This window comes from Rhodococcus sp. 66b (assembly GCF_002076325.1).
In the GTDB taxonomy this organism is placed as follows: Bacteria; Actinomycetota; Actinomycetes; order Mycobacteriales; family Mycobacteriaceae; genus Rhodococcus_F; species Rhodococcus_F erythropolis.
In genome coordinates this window covers 422467-437715 of sequence record NZ_MUZB01000005.1, presented here as the reverse complement: position 1 = coordinate 437715, position 15249 = coordinate 422467, and the positions used below count along the sequence as shown (strand labels likewise).

The following is a 15249-nucleotide window of genomic DNA, read 5'->3' as shown; positions in this document are numbered from 1 at the left end:
TCTCTCACGGTCAACGTCAAGCCTGGCGCCGACGCCACAGCCCGTGAGGCCTCCGAGGCGTTGGGGAACGGCGAACTACGCGACTTCGTCCGTGGCAACATCAAGGCGCGCGAACGAATGGTCATTCAATATGCGATTGCCGGTCAGCTCGGCTACTTGGTGATCGGTACCGACCACGCCGCAGAAGCGATTACCGGCTTCTTCACGAAATTCGGTGACGGCGGCGTCGACATCACGCCGCTCACCGGCTTGAGCAAACGTCAGGGCGCTGCGCTACTGCAGGAATTGGGCGCACCCGAGAGCACGTGGCGCAAGGTGCCGACCGCCGACCTCGAGGACGACCGACCCGCGCTGCCCGACGAAGTTGCCCTCGGCGTCACGTACTTACAGATAGACGACTACCTCGAAGGAAAGGACGTTTCCTCCGAGGTAGCCGAAAAGCTCGAGAAGATGTTCGCCAACACTCGTCACAAGCGCACGGTGCCGGTCACACCCCTGGATGACTGGTGGAAGTAACTCTTACCAGCGACTAGCTACCGAACAGGCTGCCGAAGACGTCGCCCAGCGAACCCGTTCCCGAAGCCGGATCCTTCTTCGCGAAGTTGGTGGTGCATCCGTTGAACTGCACCGCATCGACCAGCGTCGAGGTGGCAGCGGAACCGGTCCCGACACTGACGCCGTAGTGGTCGACTACCGCTTTCGGGTTCGCGGCGACGATGTCAGCCAAAGGCACTGACACGCGGTCCTTGGCGCCGTCGATGTTCTGAGTGCTCCACCACACGCCCTTCTGGAGATCCGCGTGAACGCCGCCGTCAGCCGTCGGCGTCGCGTCCGGTCCCGGGACCCACACCAAGGTGGTGAATCCGTTCTCGAACTTTCCGCCGGTGGTTCCGGTGAGGCGGAGCTGGAACGCCGCAGTCGGCGTGGCGGCGCGCTCGGCGAAACCGATCGCCTTGCTGACTGCGTCGGACAGCTTGATACCGCCGGCCGAATGGTAGGAAACCGAACGATCGCCGGTACCGTCGACGGCCAGCTTCAGTGAACCGTCCTTGTCGAGAACGTTGTCGGCCGAGTACGACGCGGTCTGATCCTTCTCGTCGGTGAACGGGATGCCCCACCCGTTCGGCGTCGCTTCGGTGGACAGGGTCGAGCACGAGGCTTCCGGCGCAGAAGAGCCGAGAGAACCGGTGGACGGAAGCGCAGTAGCAATTGCCGGAGCGGTGAGTGCAGCTGCCCCGAGGAGCGCTACGACGACTCCGACACGGCGCGTGGAATTAATCGACATTGAAATACCTTTCACATATCCCGAGTGGAATTGCGCCAAAATTAACACATGTCGACAATTACCAACAGCGAAGGTATTTCTTTTGTCATCCAAACAGATGACAATTCACCTGGGCAATTAGAAGTGCATTTACTCCCCCAAAGGTAGGAGAAACTAAACAAAACGACCAATGCTGGACAATTGACCAACAATGGAGAAAACGGAGATAGATGCCACTTGAGCTGGAGTGATCAAGATATAAATATTTGGACCGGGAAACCGAAAAAGGACAATACGACGGCAGCCCACAAATAGCTACGCCGGCAATTCTCGGACTAGCCTCCAGCGAAAGGCGGAAGAATATCGACAGCGCTACCGGAGGCTCGAGAGACGTCGCGGGTCAACTCGTCACCGACGAGGAAAGCCGAGACCGACAGCACTCGCTCCATCTCCGGTCCGTATCGCCCGACCAAGACCGCCACCAACTCGGCAAGTGTGTTGTCGGGCGAAATGGCGACTACCTCGCTACGGCAACCGGATACATCCGCTGCAGCAGCAAAGTAACGAACCGAGATCGAATGCGGATCAGCCACCAATCGCTCCCATACTTCTTTCCGGCGGAACGAAGTCCGCGGCGTCGATGCCGTGCCCTGCCCACTTGTTCCACATCGCACCGCGCCACAAATCCGCAAGTTCGTCGTCACTTGCTCCGGCCCTGAGCGCGGCACGCAGATCAACTTCACGGTCACTGAACAAACATGACCGAATTGTCCCCTCTGCAGTCATTCGCGTCCGATCGCAATCACTGCAGAACGAGCGCGTCACCGAAGCGATGATCCCCACCGTCATTTCAGTCCCGTTGACACGCCATTCTTCAGCAGGAGCCGACGGGTCTTCGCGACCGATTGCGGCCAATTCGAAACGCTCACTCAATACCGACAGCAATTCAGCCGCAGTCACCATGTTCTCGCGCGCCCAAGCATGGTCTGCATCGAGAGGCATTTGTTCGATGAACCGCAATTCGACTCCGGCGTCGAGGCACCACTGTAAAAGGTCCGCCGCGCCGTGGAGCGTTTCGCGCATCAGAACGGCATTTACCTTGAGCGGCGCAAGGCCAGCCACCGCGGCCGCTCGGATTCCCGCGAGAACCGAAGGCAACCTGTCTCGACGCGTCAATTCCGCGAAGTGCGCGCGATCAACCGAATCCAGGGAAACATTCACGCGGGTCAAACCAGCTGCAGCCAGCTTTGCGGCACGATGTTCGAGCCCAACGGCGTTGGTGGTCATGGCAAGTGGAATTCCTGGCACACGCGCGGCGCATCCCGCGATGATCTTTTCGAGGTCACTACGCATCAGCGGCTCGCCGCCGGTGAATCTCACCTCGCGAATACCGACTCGTTCGACACCGATTCCGACTACTCGAACGATCTCGTCGGCACTCAGAAGGTCTTCCGCAGCGATGGCCGGCAAGCCTTCCTCCGGCATGCAATACGTGCAACGAAGTGAACACTTCTCGGTGATCGAGACTCGCAGATCTCTGGCAACACGCCCGAACCTGTCGACCAGGAGATCCGTCTCGGGACGACCGGCGAGGGAGGCAGCATCAAACCGCACGGTGGGAATTCCCATCGAGACCACTGTCATCACTTCACCAACTTCCGTATTGCTCCAGTATGACCGAAAGCCGTACTCCGTGTGTCGGACGGACCACACCGCCTAGGATCAAAACATGTCGAGGTTGTCGAGGTTACTGTCATGAGCGCGCGTTCGGTCGAGGAACACGCTGCGCACATCTCCGGATTGCTCACCGGCCTGCACACCCTCTCTCCGTCGGCGGTTCCGACGGCAGAAGCGTTGGGGCGCATAACTTGCTCGGATATCGCATCGCCGGTGGACCTGCCCCTCTTCCGCAACTCACAGATGGACGGATATGCGGTCGACGCCGCATCCGTTGCCTCGGTTCCCACGACACTGACGGTTCGAGGCGTGATCGCCGCCGGAAGCGGAAAACCACCGAAACACCTTCCAGGATCGGCATTTCGCATCATGACCGGTGCGCCGCTCCCCGAGGGTGCCGACGCCGTCGTTCCCGTCGAGGACACCACGGGCGTCACCGAACACGTGGTCACCATCGAACGGGGCAGGTCTGTAGGCGAATTCGTTCGCGAACGTGGCAGCGACATCACTGCCGGAATGCTACTGGTCACGGCCGGAACACACTTGGAACCTCGCCATATCGCCGCGCTGAGTGCTGTGGGCCTGGCCTCGCTCGACACGTACACGAAGCCACGGGTCGCGATAATTACGACGGGCGCCGAACTGAAAAGTGCCGGAACAACTCTCGAACCCGGCGAGATCTACGATTCCAACGGCCCAGCTTTGGCAACATTGGCCGAAGCCAACGGCGCCGATGTCGTCTCCGTCGCCCGAAGCAGCGACGACCCCGCCGAGTTCCGCGAATTACTCTCGTACGCAACCTCGGTCGCCGATCTGGTTTTCACCTCCGGTGGGGTGTCCATGGGCGACTTCGAGGTGGTGAAGGAAACTCTCACCCCTCTGGGTGCACACTTCGGCCACGTCGCAATGCAACCTGGTGGCCCGCAAGGCACTGCAGTCGTGAACGAAGTGCCGGTACTGAGTTTCCCGGGCAATCCGGTCAGCACGATGGTCTCGTTCGAGGTCTTCGCCCGCGGCGAACTGCGCCGGGCCGCGGGTCTGCCCGAGATCCCGCGCGCACGGCTGCCACTGACTGCACCGCTGCACTCGATTGATGGCAAGCGCCAGTTCCTGCGCGCGCGCAGAACTGCGGACGGTATCGAACTCGTGGCCGGACCCGGCTCGCACCTCGTTGCAGCAATGGCGTGGGCCGACGTCCTGATCGACGTCCCCGCTGCCGTGACCGAACTCGGCGCGGGCGATCTCGTCGACGTCGTCCCGCTCTCGACTTCCTCGATTTGATTCACTCGATCTGATTCAAAGGACACTCATGACCGAATTGACACACGTCGACAGCGAAGGCCGAGCGCGCATGGTCGACGTCAGCGCCAAGGCCGAGACGACGCGCATCGCCGTCGCTGCCGGTGAACTCGTCACGACCGCCGAGGTAGTTCGCCTCGTCCGCGCCGACGGCATGCCCAAGGCCGATGTCCTCACCACCGCGCGCATTGCCGGAATCGCCGGTGCAAAAAAGACGTCCGAGCTGATCCCGTTGTGTCATCAGCTCGCGCTTTCGTCGGTCAAGGTGGACTTCGGGTTCACCGAAACCTCGATCACCGTCGAAGCGACGGCAAAGACTCGCGGACAGACCGGCGTCGAGATGGAAGCACTCACCGCCGTCGCGGTAGCCGGCCTGACCTTGCACGACATGGTCAAAGCGGTCGATCCCGGAGCCATCATGAACGGTGTTCGCCTGCTCACCAAAGACGGTGGTAAACACGGACATTGGACCCGCGACACTCAGAACGCACAGACATCTCCGGCGCACGCCTTCACCTCGCCACGATCCGCAACCGTCCTCGTCGCTTCGACCGGTGGCGCGAATGGCACCAGACCCGACACCACCGGACCGACGATCGCAGCCTGGCTACGCGAGCGGGACTTCGAGGTGCGTGGACCGCTTGTGTACGCCGACGCAGACATCGCGGCGGGCATCGCTGACGCCAAGGAGGGCTCCCCGTCGCTTGTCATCAGCACGGGCGGCACCGGTGCTTCCCCCACGGATGCAACGCCGGAAGCTACCCGGGCAGTCTTGACCCGTGAGTTGCCCGGGGTCGCAGAAGCGATCCGAACCAAGGGCCTCGAGAAGACCCCGCACGCGTCACTGAGCCGTGGTGTGGCAGGTCTCACAGGTACGACGGTCATCGTCAATCTTCCGGGTTCTCCCGGTGGAGTGAAAGACGGTCTCGCCGTCCTCGAACCCATCATCGATCACCTGCTCGCGCAGGTCGCAGGCGGAGGAGCACACGATGAGTGAGCTACTGGCTCGGATCTCCGAGCAACCGATTCACGCAGACACCGTCGATGCCGCTGTTGCCGGTCCGAAGAACGGCGCAGTTGTGGTGTTCACGGGAACGGTGCGCAATCACGATGGAGGTCAAGCAGTTTCAGCGTTGGAGTACCAGGCACACCCGGACGCGGAACGCTTTCTCGAGACGTGCTGCCAAGAGGTTGCGGCCTCGACCGGCCTGCCGGTTGCCGCGATCCATCGCGTCGGCCACCTCGAGATCGGTGACCTCGCACTGGTCGCCGCCGTCGCCGCCCCGCATCGAGCGGAGGCGTTCGCCGCGTGCGCCGAACTGGTGGAGCGCATCAAGCACGAGGTACCGATCTGGAAGCGGCAACACTTCGCAAACGGCGTCTCCGAATGGGTCGGGTTGTAGGTCGAACGCTCCGAGAAGGTAGAGTTGCGATCACTAGGTGCCTGAAATCGGGCATCCAGCGTCGTAGAACGCAAATTTTCTTGCTGAGTGCTCAATGCACCCGCTCTTCTTACGGCGAAGAAGCCTGCCGACCGGCAGCGCCGCCACCACTGTGCTTGATTGTTCGACCGGTTAATTCCCGTGTCGACATCCGGGCACGAACACGTGCCCGAAAGGCTCTGAACACACTTGTCTGACATCTCTACGCCCGCTACCACCTTCGCAGCCCTCGGTGTGCGCGCACCGCTGGTGAAAGCTCTCGAAGACGGCGGAATCACTTCTCCGTTCCCGATCCAGATCGACACCCTCCCCGACACTCTTTCGGGGCGCGACGTACTGGGCCGCGGAAAGACCGGAAGCGGCAAGACCCTCGCGTTCTCCATCCCCATGGTCTCCCGCCTCGCCGGCGAACTGTCCGGGGGCAAGCGTCGTCCGGGTCGACCGCTCGGCCTGGTGCTCGCACCGACGCGTGAGCTCGCCACCCAGATCACCGCAACCCTCGAACCGTTGGCCGCCGCATACGACTTGCGCGTGACCACCATCTTCGGCGGCGTCTCGCAGCACCGCCAGGTTCAGGCTCTCAAGGCCGGAGTCGACATCGTCGTCGCCTGCCCCGGTCGCCTCGAAGACCTCATGAAGCAGAAATTCGTCAGCCTCGACGCCGTCGAGATCACCGTGCTCGACGAGGCCGACCACATGGCCGACCTCGGCTTCCTGCCCGTCGTCACCCGCATCCTCTCGTCCACCCCGCAGGACGGGCAGCGCCTTCTGTTCTCGGCAACGCTGGACAACGGCGTCGACAAGCTCGTCAAGCGTTTCCTCAAGAACGAGGTCATGCATTCGGTCGACGAGGCCAACTCCCCCGTCGCCGCAATGACGCACCACGTGTTCGACGTCGACGGCGTCGAAGCCAAGAAGGCTCTGGTCGAGAAGCTCGCTTCCGGTACCGGTCGTCGCATCCTGTTCATGCGCACCAAGCACCAGGCACGCAAGTTAGCTCGCCAGCTCACCGAGTCGGGCATCCCGTCAGTCGACCTGCACGGCAACCTCTCTCAGGCTGCTCGCGACCGTAACCTGGCGGCATTCTCCGCCGGTGAAGCGCGCGTCCTCGTCGCCACCGACGTCGCAGCGCGCGGCGTCCACGTCGACGACGTCGAGTTGGTCGTCCACGTCGATCCGCCGGCCGAGCACAAGGCGTACCTGCACCGCAGTGGTCGCACCGCTCGAGCAGGCAGCGCCGGCGACGTGGTTACCGTGGTTCTGCCCGAGCAGCGTAAGGATCTCGCGATCCTCATGCGTAAGGCGGCCATCAAGGTGACCCCGGTTCGTTCGACTGCCAACTCCGAGCACGTCGTCAAGTTGGTCGGCGACATCGCACCGCACGTCACGCCGGCTCCGAAGGCTCCGGCCCAGCCGAACGGTGGACGCGGACAGCGTCCCGCCGGCCAGGGTGGACGCGGCGGCGCAGCACGTTCGGGTCAGGCGCGCTCCGGACAGGGCGGTCAGTCACGCGGTGCTCGCACCGGCGGAGTTGCCCGTCAGGAACATGCAGGCGGCGGCGCTCGCCGTCCCCGCACCGGCGGCGGCGCTCGCACCGCAGGCTCCACCGGGGGCCGTCCCGCGCGCTAGGCCACCCGGTACAACTCAATAAGATTCGTAGTGGACAGCGTCGGCCAATGGCCGGCGCTGTCGCCATCCGAAGCGCTCGAGATCCGGAACCTGTTGAAACTCAGTCACCTTCCCGACGCACAGCCACGCAATGGGGCGTACGGGTGACGGAATGCCCATGAGTTCGGTGAGGTACTTCTCGTCGTAGAACGAAACCCAGCCGATGCCGATCTCCTCGGCTACCGCGGCGAGCCACAAATTCTGAATTGCGAGTACCGCCGAGAACAGTCCGGTGTCGTCGACGGTATGACGGCCGAGGATGTTCGGGCCACCGCGTGACGGGTCGTAAGTGACGACGATGCCGGTACCGCTCTCGGCGATTCCCTCGATTTTGATGGGGTCGAACGTCGATCGGCGATCCTCGGGCAAAGACTGCGCGAACTTCAGCCGGGCATCGGCGACATGTGCCGCGAAGGTATTGAGCGTCTCCGGATTACGAACGACGACAAAATCCCACGGTTGCGTGTTTCCCACGCTCGGCGCGCGATGGGCGGCGTCGAGAATGCGCATCAGAGTTTCGTCGGGGATGACCTCTCCCGAGAACTCGGCGCGAACGTCTCGCCGTCGCCGAATCGCTTCGTACACGGATACATCTGATTCACTCACGCCCCGACGGTATAGCGGTGCAATCCCAGCATGGCGTCGGGGTGCGGTTCGACCGTTTCCTCGCGCACGCAGGCGCGGAGTGCGCTGCCGACCGCTCCCGAATCCATCCCGGTACCGATCACAACCAGTTGCGTGGTTCGAGGTTCGCCCGACTTCCACCGCAGCGGCGTGATCCGAACATGATCACCCACCGATTGGATCTCGAATTTTCCTGTGTAACCCGGAATCTCGAAGTTCACGAATCCTTTGATGCGGTACACCCCCGGCGGTTGATTCTCGAGGAAATGCGTCAGAGCCCTGGCATCGAGTGGCATCTCCGACGTGAAATCAACCGATTCGTAGCGGTGGTGCAGGTGATCGTGGTGACACGAGCCGTCCTCGTGATCGTCGTCGTGCCCCTCGCGCAAGAGCTCGTCGAGGCTCAGTTGATCGCCCGGAGCGGGAGGGGTCACCTCACCGGAATCGAACAGCAGAGCAGGGTCTATCCGTGAATGCGCCGTCTCCACTATCGGCGCTCGCGGATTCAACTCGCGAATTCCGGCCGTGAATCTCTCGCGCTCGGAGACCGGAACGCTGTCGATCTTGTTGACTACCACCAGGTCTGCCAGGCGGACATGTTGATCGAGCTCGGGATGTTCGCGGCGAACAGTGGAGAAATTGGCTCCGTCGACCAGGACCACCAGGCCGCCGTAGACGACAGACGGGTTCTCACTTCCGAGGACGAGTCGAATCATGTTCCGCGGCTCAGCAAGCCCGCTCGCCTCGATGACGATCACGTCGATCCCGGATTGCCGGTGCGCCAACTTGTTCAGCATCTCGTCCATGTCCGAGACGTCGACAGCGCAGCACAAACAGCCGTTACTGAGAGACACCATCGAATCGACCTGACCGGCGACCATCATCGAGTCGATGTTGACGGAGCCGAAGTCGTTGACGATCACGCCGATGCGTACACCGTCGTTGTTGCGCAGAAGATGGTTGAGCAGCGTCGTCTTTCCCGAACCGAGAAAGCCTGCGACGACTATTACGGGAATCTGCTTCTTCGCCACCACGCAACCTTCCGAAACCACACGTACCGATCAGTGATCGTAGTGGAGTGTGGCTCCGGAAGGTTCACGCTGACAGCAGACTCACACTGTGCAGAGCGGACGAATGTCCGACGTGCCCTCGGTGGTCGGTGACGTCAAGATCGTGCACGCGTTGTATCCACGGGATTCGGCGACCCGACGGATCTCACTCCAGCCGGCCGCGTCGACAATCGGGGACCGTGAGAGCACGAACCCGGAAAGCCTGAGTGGATCGCCCACCAGTGCCCACGAATAGTCGTCGGCGATATACGTGACGATGTAGTTGGGCGGACCGTCCAAGCTCTCCTGCGAGGGCACCCCGGGGAAGCTCACATGCAACTGGGCACCCGTTGCCGGATCGGTAACTCGGGCATTCCCGACGATCTCGTTGGCTTGGCCGGTCCACGTCGTACACGTGTTCTTCACGCTCACGTTCGACGAATCGACGATCCCGTAACTCGCCCGGGTGTCCTTCGCGCACGCGAGGTTGAAGGGCTGAGGAATCGCCGCCACCTGGTTCCATTCCCCTATGTAGCGCGCGGCGTCCAGGTTCGCCACCGGCTGCAGAGGTTCCCAGAGTGGGCTCGCCTGCGCGGTTCCCGAAAACAGCGTCGCTGCGGCGCACACTCCCGCAATCGCAATCGCACTTCGCCCCGACCACTTCATGTCATTGCTCCTCGTCTGTACAACGCTCGATCGGCATTGGTTCCTCAAGGTATTCGGAGCTGACGGACTGGAGGATGGGGACGTATGTAAAACTACTTTCGGTTTGTTATGGACCTACTTCACAAACCTTATGTAGTCTTTGCTCAAAGATAGCTGAAAGTCGGACGGAGCTACTGTGATGAAGGTTGTCGACTTAGGTCTCGAGCGCACTCGCTATGCAGTCATCGACGAGACGATCGAGTCGAGGTGGCGCCGAGTCACCTCGATGCAGCACGACACCGTTGCCGTCGTGACTCCGCGCGACCGGATCACTTTCGCCGAACTCGAACTCCGGACCGATGCATTGGTCCGCGAACTTCGCCTACGTGGGTCACACGGGGCTCGCCCGGTTGCGGTCGATCTCGAACCAACCGCCGAGTCGGTGCCCGCCATCCTCGCTACTCTGATTTCCGGTCGACCCTTGGTCATGATCGACCCACAACTCCCCGAGGCCAGGCGAGCGCACATCATGAGCGCCTCGGGCGCCGTCGCGCTGCAGTCGATCCTCGACGAATCGGCCGCAACCGGCTTCCGTTTCGACAACGCGCTGGAACCCTCGAGTTCCGACCCTGCCATGATCGCGTTCACATCAGGGACCAGCGGAGCGCCCAAGGGAGTCGTGTTGAGCCACTCCATGTGCCTGAACAAAGCCGACGAACTTGCCGCAGCAATCGACCTGCGCCCCGACGATCACATCGGAAACCTGTTGCCCGTCAGTTTCGGAGCCGGAATCACGGCCCTGATCATGGGACTGATGAACGGCGTCACGGTCTTCTGCTGGGATCCACGCATAGACGGAGTTTCGGGAATCGACGACTGGCTGATCGAGAATTCGATCACGACCGCGCACTGCGCGCCGTCATTCCTGCGGGCGTGGTCAAGCCTCGAATCCGATGAAGCACCGGATAATTCGCTCGGATCGCTGCGAGTCGTCGTGACGTACGGGGAAGCAGTTCACGGCGAGGACTACGCGCGCCATCGCAGTCACGGCTTCGCTCGCGTCACGTACGTCAACTGGCTGGCCACCACCGAGACCGGTGTCGTCGCGTACAACGCGTTCCCACCACATTCCGAACTACCCGTCGGAGTGGTTCCGGCCGGACGTGCTCGCGACGGCAAGGACGTACAGATCGTCGATGTGAACGGCGTGCCTCTCCCCGACGGAGAGATCGGCGAGATACAGGTTGTCTCGAGCGATCTTGCCGATGGATACCACGGTGACCCGGATCGCACTGCGGCACGATTCACGCGCCTCGGCGACGGAGTGAGCATCTACCGGACCGGTGACCGGGGCCGTATCGACGAACGCGGCGAGCTACAACTGCGGGGACGCGTCGACGACGCCGTCAAGATTCGGGGCTATCTGGTAGAGCCGATGGAAGTCGAGGCGCATATTCGTCGAATTCCCGGCGTCGCCGATGTTTTCGTGGCTGTCGTCCTCGAGAACGATCGACCGGAGATTGTCGCCTACGTGGTCCTGACCAAAGCCGTGATGGCACGGTCGGGCGCCGAGATGCGGCGCGAATTGGCGACATATCTGCCGGCCTGGATGCTCCCCCGACATTTTGTTCTGATGCCAGCGTTGCCGCGCAACGAAAGAGGAAAGGTCGATCGAACAGCGCTGCCCTCCGTCGAGGTGCGGTCCACTCCACCGACTCTCGCCGGGCCCGCCGAATTGTGGTTGTCCTCGATCTGGGAGTCGATTCTCGGTATCGACTCCATCGACCGTGAGGACGACTTCTTCGAACTCGGTGGCGATTCGCTTGCTTCAACCGAAGTGGTGGCAAAGATTCACGACATGTTCCGGATCCGGATCACAGCGGCGGAGTTCGCGGCCGCCAGCACCGTCAAAGACCTTGCAGCGCTGTTGGATCGGTGCAGAATCGATCCCGATGATCGTGTCTGTCACAACACGACGGTTCCGCTGAAGCTCGAAGGGTCCGGGCGACCGCTGTTCATCATGAACGGAGCGGGGTGCCCATCGACGACGCTGTCCACCTTGTCGAAAGCGCTTCACACCGATCGGCCGGTTTACGCACTTCAGCCACATGGCTTCGAATCTCGCGGACTACCCGACCGGTCAGTGAAAGCAAGCGCCCGCCGTTTCATATTCGAAATCAAGAAGATTCAGCCCACCGGGCCATACCTCCTCGCCGGCTACTCGTACGGCGGCTACGTGGCGCTGGAGATGGCGTCACAGCTGTCCGAGTCCGGTGACAATGTCGAGCACGTCACCGTTCTCGACACCAGAATCTCCACCGAGACTGCCACACGACTGGCCGGTCGAGCGGGCATCAGCTTGGATCCGTCGATCGTCGACCTCGCACCACAACCATCCACCAATACCCGGTGGAAGCCGACCAGGCGCACCGTCGCGGCGATGTGGATCCGCACGCTCTTCGCCGGCATTCTGCAATACCCACCGGCCACCCAGTGGACGGTGTTCCTCTACATCGGCGGCCAGGCGCTCCGGAAGCATCGGATGCGAACGTGCGCCGCGCCTGTCACGGTGATCCGTGGAGCCACCAACAACCGTGGACGTGAGATATGGTCACTCATCGCCACGGGCTCCCTCGAATTCGACGACGTCGACGCGTGTCACGAAGACATCGTCCGTCAACCGTACGTCCGCAAGACTGCGGCGATCATCGATCGAGTCTGCGATCGAGCGTGACCAACTGCGGCTCACGTCCAGCTGTAGAAGGGAGAGCGGCGTGGAGTGACAGCCCATTCGGTCGTCGACGAACAGACCCTTTCCTTGACGAATGCACCCGCCCTGCCTGCAATAAACATGCCCGTTGCTTCGTCGACACGAGTGGTCCGCTGGAACACACCTCGCCGCCTCCCGAGACTGATGCACCGACCTGCGAACTTCGGAGTCACCGGGCGCGGCGCGGAACCTTCGAGTCGATGCAGGATCGTTTCGGCCGCATGGACTCCCAAGGGGATCGCGGCCTGACAACTCATCCTCAGTGAGAGATCACCGACTGCGACCGCATCACCCGCACCAAAGATGTTGGGGTGGGACGAGCATTCCAGTCCATCGTCGACCTTCAGACGACCGAGTTCGTCGACGGGAAGGCTACTTCGGCGCGCCAGATCGGGGACACCGAATTCTGTCGCGAGAATCGTGCAATCGGCCTCAACCCGTACACCTCCCGCTAGCTCGCAGGACGAACCGTCGATCCGAGTCACCCGGGATTCGGTGACAATATCAACCCCAAGGTCGGTCAATGTTCTGAGAATTGCCGATCGAGCACGCTCTGACAGATCCGGGGCCAAGATTCCTCCGGTCACCAAAGTGATTCGGCTGCTTCGCTGCTCAGCCAATTCTGCGGCAGTCTCGATCCCGGTGAGACCGCCGCCGACTACGCAGACCGCAGCCTTCTCGTCGAGAGTCGCCAGCCTGGACGAGAGGCGGACCGCGTCCTCGAATTCGGCGACGCCGAACCCGTGCTCGTCCGCCCCGGCGATCGTGCTAGGCAACTGCCTGCTTCCGACTGCGTAGACCAAGTAGTCGTAGTCGAGCACGCTGCCGTCGTCGAGGGTGAGCCTGCCGAGCGCCGCCTCGATCGTCGTCACCTCTCCGAAGACTCGGTGTGCCGCACGCGGTAGCGCCCTGTCGAACGAGACCGTCGCGTCGTAGCCGGCCGCAATCATCTGATGGAGCCTGATTCTTTGCACGAAGTGTGGGCGCGGATTCACGACGGTCACCGTGATGTCCGACCGAGTTCTCAGCAGCCGCTTCGCTGCCATGACGCCCGCATATCCTGCCCCGATTATCACCACGTGTGCACTCATGGTTCTCCGTTCCGCCAACGGTCCCCATGCTGAGAATGCACGGGATGATCAGGCCTCATCGCGGACGTTATTGAACATTGACGCCCTGGCGTTATGGCGGTCGACACATCTAGGCAGAACTGTGCTGCATGCAATAGGGGCTCGAAAAACACAGGGTCGACAACACAACACTGGCTCGAAAACAACAAATGCTCTGCACCGATTGGTGCAGAGCATTTGTTCGGGTGGAGCTAAGGGGACTCGAACCCCTGACCCCCACACTGCCAGTGTGGTGCGCTACCAGCTGCGCCATAGCCCCGTATTCAATTAACTCTAACAGTCGAACTCGCAGCGGCTTTTCTGCTTTCCGCTTGCTGGAAGAAAGTTACACCACTTGACTCCTGGGCAACAAATCGCCTGGTCAGAGCGAAGCGGCCGCTCCTCGTCCGAGCGGCCGCTTCAGCTCAGGAGGAGAGCTTGGAAACCCAGTCGCTGCTGCCCGTGTCAACGATCTTGCCGTTCGCCACTACCGTGGGCGTCCCGTTCGACCCGACATCCTTGAGCGCCTGGCTGGCGGCTGCGGCATTAGCCGCGGCGGCTTCGACGTTGGTGCCGGAAGAGATGCAGGTTGCCACGTCCTCGGATGCGCCCGCATCACGAGCGATCTGGGCGAGTTCGTCGTTGGTGTGATCGCTGCTGCCGCCCTCGGCAGGCTGCGTGTCGGTCGCGAAAAGCTTGTTGTGGAATGCGGAGTACGCGATCGCGTCACCACCCTGAGCGACGCACAGCAGCGCAGCGCCGGCCCGTGTGGAGTAGTCACCGCTGCCCGACGCCCGGTTGAGGAAGTTCAGCATGTGGTACCGCACGGCGACGTCACCGTTGTCGACGGCGGCCGCGAGAGCCTGGCCACTGAGGTGCTCGAGAGCAGCGCAGGCCGGGCACAGCGGATCCTCGAAGAGATCAATGGTCGTCGCGGCGGAGGGCTTGCCGAGCAGCACCACTCCGTTGTCCTGCACCGTGACGGCAACTTCGGAACTCTGCACGGAGCCGTAGCCGTCGTTCTGGGGCTTGTTCTTGCTGTTCGTCCACAAGACACCGCCGATGACGAGGGCCGCGATCACGAGCACCGCGAGGCCACCGATGATGTAGGTGGAGCGGCTCGAGACCGGTTCCGGCGAGTATTTGTTCTTGCTGCTCTTGGTGCTCACGCTGATGCAGTCCTTCGTGCGTCGAAACGATTTACCGATTGCTTACCTTGCCACTGAAGACTGAGTATCCACTGAGAACGCCGCGCGTGATCCGGGCCCCAATGCGAGCGGCGAACGCGGGAACACGAGCAGCCAGACGGCAAGTGCCAAGAAGCCCAGGTCCCGGAGAATCTCCTTCAGATAGTCCCAAGCGCCGACGTCGGCTGCACCTCCGCCGCCGAAACATCCGCAGTCGATGGACAATCCCCTGGCCCACACCGAAATGATCACCGCAATGAGAACCGTGAGGATGACCACCGAGACCGCAGCGGATACTCGCACCGCCAGCCCGACGAGGATCAGCAGGCCCAGCACTATTTCGACCAGGGGAAGAGCCGTCGCCACCGGACCTACCAGCGACTCGGGCAACAGTTGATAGGCGCGCACCGCGATCTTCGTCTGCACGGGATCAAAGAACTTGAGTCCCCCGGAAATCAGCCAAACGGCCGCCAAACCCAATCGGGCTACAAGACTCACGATGCGAATTGCCACCC

At 62.0% G+C, this 15249-nt stretch carries 15 protein-coding genes and 1 tRNA gene; 6 read left to right on the top strand and 10 right to left on the bottom strand.

Going from position 1 to position 15249, the window contains the following annotated elements; genetic code table 11:
- The coding region (nadE, locus tag B0E55_RS12330) for an ammonia-dependent NAD(+) synthetase (protein ID WP_080909775.1) at positions 1–516 on the top strand (516 nt) is incomplete at its 5' end.
- Positions 517–529: 13 nt separating this feature from the next.
- Here nadE and B0E55_RS12325 read toward each other — a convergent pair.
- The 3 genes from B0E55_RS12325 to moaA form a co-directional block, all read right to left on the bottom strand.
- Positions 530–1285 (bottom strand): hypothetical protein, encoded by a 756-nt coding sequence (locus tag B0E55_RS12325; protein WP_020969281.1) that lies wholly within the window; start codon positions 1283–1285, stop codon positions 530–532.
- Between the two features lie 314 nt (positions 1286–1599).
- Positions 1600–1857: a MoaD/ThiS family protein gene (locus tag B0E55_RS12320; RefSeq protein WP_003944706.1), complete on the bottom strand. Its 258-nt coding sequence runs from the start codon at positions 1855–1857 to the stop codon at positions 1600–1602.
- Entirely contained in the window at positions 1850–2908 is a 1059-nt protein-coding gene (moaA, locus tag B0E55_RS12315; RefSeq protein ID WP_019747878.1) for a GTP 3',8-cyclase MoaA, read from the bottom strand. Before moaA ends, B0E55_RS12320 begins: the two co-directional genes overlap by 8 nt.
- Before the next feature lie 111 nt (positions 2909–3019).
- Between moaA and B0E55_RS12310 the strand changes: the two genes are divergently transcribed.
- From B0E55_RS12310 to B0E55_RS12295, 4 genes are all read left to right on the top strand, one after another.
- On the top strand, positions 3020–4222 hold the full coding sequence (locus B0E55_RS12310) for a molybdopterin molybdotransferase MoeA (RefSeq protein ID WP_080909774.1): 1203 nt from the start codon (positions 3020–3022) through the stop codon (positions 4220–4222).
- A gap of 28 nt (positions 4223–4250) precedes the next feature.
- Positions 4251–5237 (top strand): bifunctional molybdenum cofactor biosynthesis protein MoaC/MoaB, encoded by a 987-nt coding sequence (moaCB, locus tag B0E55_RS12305; protein ID WP_080909773.1) that lies wholly within the window; start codon positions 4251–4253, stop codon positions 5235–5237.
- Positions 5230–5643: a molybdenum cofactor biosynthesis protein MoaE gene (locus B0E55_RS12300; RefSeq protein WP_003944730.1), complete on the top strand. Its 414-nt coding sequence runs from the start codon at positions 5230–5232 to the stop codon at positions 5641–5643. The genes moaCB and B0E55_RS12300 overlap by 8 nt, the downstream gene beginning before the upstream one ends.
- A gap of 228 nt (positions 5644–5871) precedes the next feature.
- Complete coding sequence (locus B0E55_RS12295) at positions 5872–7311, top strand: DEAD/DEAH box helicase (protein WP_019747875.1); 1440 nt, start codon at positions 5872–5874, stop codon at positions 7309–7311.
- A 15-nt stretch (positions 7312–7326) separates the two neighbouring features.
- On the opposite strand, the gene bluB is transcribed toward B0E55_RS12295, so the two are convergent.
- From bluB to B0E55_RS12280, 3 genes are all read right to left on the bottom strand, one after another.
- Entirely contained in the window at positions 7327–7956 is a 630-nt protein-coding gene (bluB, locus tag B0E55_RS12290) for a 5,6-dimethylbenzimidazole synthase (protein ID WP_080909772.1), read from the bottom strand.
- Positions 7953–9005 (bottom strand): CobW family GTP-binding protein, encoded by a 1053-nt coding sequence (locus B0E55_RS12285; protein WP_070796200.1) that lies wholly within the window; start codon positions 9003–9005, stop codon positions 7953–7955. Before B0E55_RS12285 ends, bluB begins: the two co-directional genes overlap by 4 nt.
- An 81-nt stretch (positions 9006–9086) precedes the next feature.
- Entirely contained in the window at positions 9087–9689 is a 603-nt protein-coding gene (locus tag B0E55_RS12280) for a lipocalin family protein (protein WP_080909771.1), read from the bottom strand.
- A gap of 178 nt (positions 9690–9867) precedes the next feature.
- Here B0E55_RS12280 and B0E55_RS12275 point away from each other — a divergent pair, with 178 nt between their 5' ends.
- A complete protein-coding gene (locus tag B0E55_RS12275) occupies positions 9868–12402 on the top strand; it encodes an AMP-binding protein (protein WP_080909770.1) in 2535 nt (844 codons plus the stop codon).
- Positions 12403–12413: 11 nt separating this feature from the next.
- Here the strand turns inward: B0E55_RS12275 and B0E55_RS12270 are convergent, their stop codons facing one another.
- From B0E55_RS12270 to B0E55_RS12255, 4 genes are all read right to left on the bottom strand, one after another.
- Entirely contained in the window at positions 12414–13529 is a 1116-nt protein-coding gene (locus B0E55_RS12270) for an NAD(P)/FAD-dependent oxidoreductase (protein WP_080909769.1), read from the bottom strand.
- Positions 13530–13754: 225 nt separating this feature from the next.
- Positions 13755–13827, bottom strand: a tRNA-Ala gene (locus B0E55_RS12265).
- 145 nt (positions 13828–13972) lie between these two features.
- Positions 13973–14716 carry a DsbA family protein gene (locus tag B0E55_RS12260; RefSeq protein WP_080909768.1) on the bottom strand — a complete coding sequence of 248 codons (744 nt, stop codon included), beginning with the start codon at positions 14714–14716 and terminating at the stop codon, positions 13973–13975.
- Between the two features lie 42 nt (positions 14717–14758).
- Positions 14759–15247 carry a MauE/DoxX family redox-associated membrane protein gene (locus B0E55_RS12255; protein WP_019747868.1) on the bottom strand — a complete coding sequence of 163 codons (489 nt, stop codon included), beginning with the start codon at positions 15245–15247 and terminating at the stop codon, positions 14759–14761.
- Positions 15248–15249: the final 2 nt, after the last annotated feature.